Origin of the sequence: Thermosynechococcus sp. OHK43 (assembly GCF_014466085.1) — a bacterium.
Classification (GTDB): Bacteria; Cyanobacteriota; Cyanobacteriia; order Thermosynechococcales; family Thermosynechococcaceae; genus Thermosynechococcus.
Genome location: NZ_JACOMP010000115.1, coordinates 1 through 3,333 on the forward strand (window position 1 = coordinate 1; position 3,333 = coordinate 3,333).

The window sequence follows — 3,333 nt, forward strand, 5'->3', positions numbered from 1 at the left end:
TAGCCGGAGAGCTGGCGCACCTTGCTGAGGAGTTTGGGGTTGACCTCTTGAGCGAGATCAAAGCCTATGGGGCGGCCGCTGCGCTGAAACCACCAGGTGGCTGAGGCTTGGGGATCTGCATCCACCAATAGTACCTTGTACTGTTCGGCATAGGTGGCTGCCAGATTAATCGCCGTTGTGGTTTTGCCCACGCCGCCTTTGCCGTTGAGAATGGCCAGCAGCCGCGGTGACGCCAAGGCCTTGCCCTCCTAAAATTGCTGCAGAAAGCGCAGATCACTGGTGTAGAAGCGGCGAATGTCATCAATTTGATGCAGCACCATGGCAAACCGCTCTACGCCAAACCCGGCGGCAAAGCCTGTATAGATTTCTGGATCGTAGCCAACATTCTTGAGGACGGCGGGATCTACCATGCCACAACCCATCACCTCGAGCCAGCGTCCCTGCCACTGCACATCCACTTCCGCCGAAGGTTCGGTAAAGGGAAAATAGCTGGCACGAAAGCGAATGGGAACATCACCAAAGAGTTCAGCCAGAAACGTGGTGACGGTGCCCTTGAGGTCGGTAAAGGTCAGGCCCTCATCCACTGCCAAAATCTCAATCTGATGGAACACCGCCGCGTGGGTGGCATCTTCGGTGTCGCGGCGGTAACAGCGCCCAGGGGCAACAATGCGAATGGGGGGATCATTGAGTTCCATGTAGCGGATCTGGACCGAGGAGGTGTGGGTGCGCAGGAGATTGCCATCGGGCAGGTAAAAGGTGTCCTGCATGTCGCGCGCCGGGTGATCCGCCGGTGTATTTAGCGCCTCAAAGTTGTAGTAGTCGGTTTCCATTTCTGGGCCATTGGCAACGGTATAGCCAAGGCCGACAAAAATATCGAGAATGCGGTCAATGGTGCTATGGAGAGGATGAATGTGCCCTTGGGGACGATAGACCCCCGGCATGGTCACATCCAGGGTTTCGGCCGCCAGTTGAGCTGCAATTTTTTCGGCTTGGAGGGTTTCTCGGCGTGCCTCTAGGGCTTGGAGGAGTTTTTCCTTGAGGGTGTTGGCGAGGGTGCCGATGGCGGGGCGATCGCCGGCGGGCAATTTCCCCATGAGGGCCAGAATTTGTGAGAGTTCGCCTTTTTTGCCCAGATAGGCCACGCGCAGGTGCTCTAGGGCATCGAGGGTGCTGGCTTCGGCGATCGCCCCCAAGGCTTTGGCTTCTAAATCTTTGAGTTGTTGGCTGAGGCGATCGCGATCAGGAGGGGGGGTGGTCATGGCAAAATGCGGTTGCGGGATAGGCAACAATCAACGCGGTGTCTCAATCTATTCCCACAGGCTGGGAACAAGCCTTGATTATAACGCTCTGCCCGCAGTTGCGATCGCGATGGTTCTAGAATGCCGATTCCCAAACAAATGCGCCAGCTTCAAAACGCCGTTAGTTCTGTGAGTGTTAGTTCTGTCAGTCACTGGTTGGCCACTGCCCCCCAGGCCTTTCTCCGCTCACCCCAATTTTCCAGCCGCCGCGAGCAACGGCTGGCGATCGCTGCCTGTGGATTGTGGTTTTGGGCACAATTCCTCTATTTGCACTATTTATCCTCAAACCCTTGGCCGTGGCTAGAAAGTCTCGTGGAGTCTGCCGCTGTGGTCATCATTGGGGGGTTCCCAGTGCTGTGGTGGGCAAGCGGCACCCCGGATGTTGACCCTGGTGGGGATAAGGTGGCTCAACGGTGGCAGGGACGGTTGCTCCTGAGTCTGGGACTGTACATTGCCATTGGCTTGGCCCTGCCCCAGGCAAGCCGCTTTCCTTGGCACCGGACTCTCACGAACTTGATCTTCGCCAATCAGGGGGGGCTGAATGTGCTGATCTTTCTTGGCGGCGTCGGGGCAATGGTGCGTGTCCCTTCCCTCCTGCGGCAAAAGACCACACCGCCGCCGCTGTTGTGGGCTTGGATCAGTGGCGCCGCATTCTATTTGTTCTTTAGCCACACTGGGCTCATTTCCCCCGCCTTCCCCAAGGCGTACACTGAAGGATTCATCATTACGCCTATCTATCTGCTCCTATGCCTTTGGGGCGATTGGCAGCGGCGGCAGCCCCCACGGGCAACCTCCACCGGCTTGGGATGGCAGGAGATTCCCTTGATTGCCCTTTCGCTGTTTAGCCTCTACTGGTTTTCGAGGCCCTCCTTTCGGTTTGGCCCTTTTGTGGCGGTGCAGCTCTTTATTCTTGTGATTATTTTGGGCAGGGGGCGATCGCACTTTGGCTATAGCTTTGAACCCCGCTGGCGGGATGCCCGTTTACTGGCGGCACTGGTGTTGATGGCCTTGGTAACCCTGGTGCCCTTGGGCACGCTATTGGGCTTTTTGCCCTTGGATCAATTCAACTTTACCCCCTCGCCCCTGGCAGTGTTTGTCTATGTAACCCTTTTTGCAATGCGGGTGGGTATTTTTGAAGAGGTGATCTTCCGCAGTGGCTTGATGATTTTGGTGCGGGACCTGCTGCGGCACTATGGGGGCGATCGCCTGCCGCCGGTTGTTACCGCTTGGGGGGCGATTCTCATTTGTGCGCTCCTTTTTGGCGTTCTCCATATCGGGAACAAGCCCAATGCCGATATAGAACTGCCCCTCATTGCTTACCGCGGGGTTTATATGCTCATGGCAACCCTTGCCTCTATCTTTTACTGCTTGGCGTTTGCCTGTACACAGCGCCTCTGGGCAGGGGTTGTCCTCCATGGCTTAGTGGATGCGATCGCCGTCGTCTTTTTTGGTGCTGCCCTTGTTGCCCCCTTCTAGGGCACCACAATCACGGGCACCCCTAGTTGCACTTTCTCAAAAAGCTCTTCAATGTCGCGGTTGTACATGCGCACGCAACCGTGGGAAACCGCATGCCCAACGGAATCAGGATTGGGGGTACCATGCAACCCAACCCAATTGGTACCATCACTCCAAAAGCCAATCCAACGCCGTCCCAAGGGGTTTTGGGGATGTCCGCCGGCAATCACTCCCCCAGTAAAGGGATTTTTCCAAGCGGGATTGCGAATCATCTGGCGAACTTGAAATTGACCTACAGGGGTTTCCCACCCTGGGCGACCCACGGCCACTGGATAGCGGCGCAGGGGAGTGTCTCCTTGGTAGAGGGTCAATTGGCGCCGCGAGAGGTTGATTTCTAGGCGCAGGGGCGGAGTGGCGAGGGCAGAGGGCAAACAACCCCAAAACCTCAAACTCAGCAGTGCAACAACCAGTAGCGATCGCTGGCCAGCTTTGAGGAACCGTTGTTTTTTCATTGCTTCATCTACTCCGACCACCGTGATCTGGGCATGGGTGAATAGGTGAATAATAGATAGCTACGTGA

At 56.4% G+C, this 3,333-nt stretch carries 4 protein-coding genes; 1 reads left to right on the forward strand and 3 read right to left on the reverse strand.

Features of this window, described 5'->3' with window-relative positions:
• Together H8Q75_RS04765 and pheS are read right to left on the reverse strand one after the other, a co-directional pair.
• Positions 1 to 236, reverse strand: a 236-nt coding sequence (locus H8Q75_RS04765; protein WP_297040828.1) for a ParA family protein, incomplete at its 3' end; no start/stop codon positions are given.
• A gap of 12 nt (positions 237 to 248) precedes the next feature.
• A complete protein-coding gene (gene pheS / locus H8Q75_RS04770) occupies positions 249 to 1,259 on the reverse strand; it encodes a phenylalanine--tRNA ligase subunit alpha (RefSeq protein WP_041429395.1) in 1,011 nt (336 codons plus the stop codon).
• Between the two features lie 120 nt (positions 1,260 to 1,379).
• Here pheS and H8Q75_RS04775 point away from each other — a divergent pair, with 120 nt between their 5' ends.
• Positions 1,380 to 2,774, forward strand: a complete 1,395-nt coding sequence (locus tag H8Q75_RS04775; protein WP_297040829.1) for a CPBP family intramembrane glutamic endopeptidase — start codon at positions 1,380 to 1,382, stop codon at positions 2,772 to 2,774.
• On the opposite strand, the gene H8Q75_RS04780 is transcribed toward H8Q75_RS04775, so the two are convergent.
• A complete protein-coding gene (locus H8Q75_RS04780) occupies positions 2,771 to 3,265 on the reverse strand; it encodes a L,D-transpeptidase (protein WP_297040830.1) in 495 nt (164 codons plus the stop codon). The genes H8Q75_RS04775 and H8Q75_RS04780 overlap by 4 nt on opposite strands.
• Positions 3,266 to 3,333: the final 68 nt, after the last annotated feature.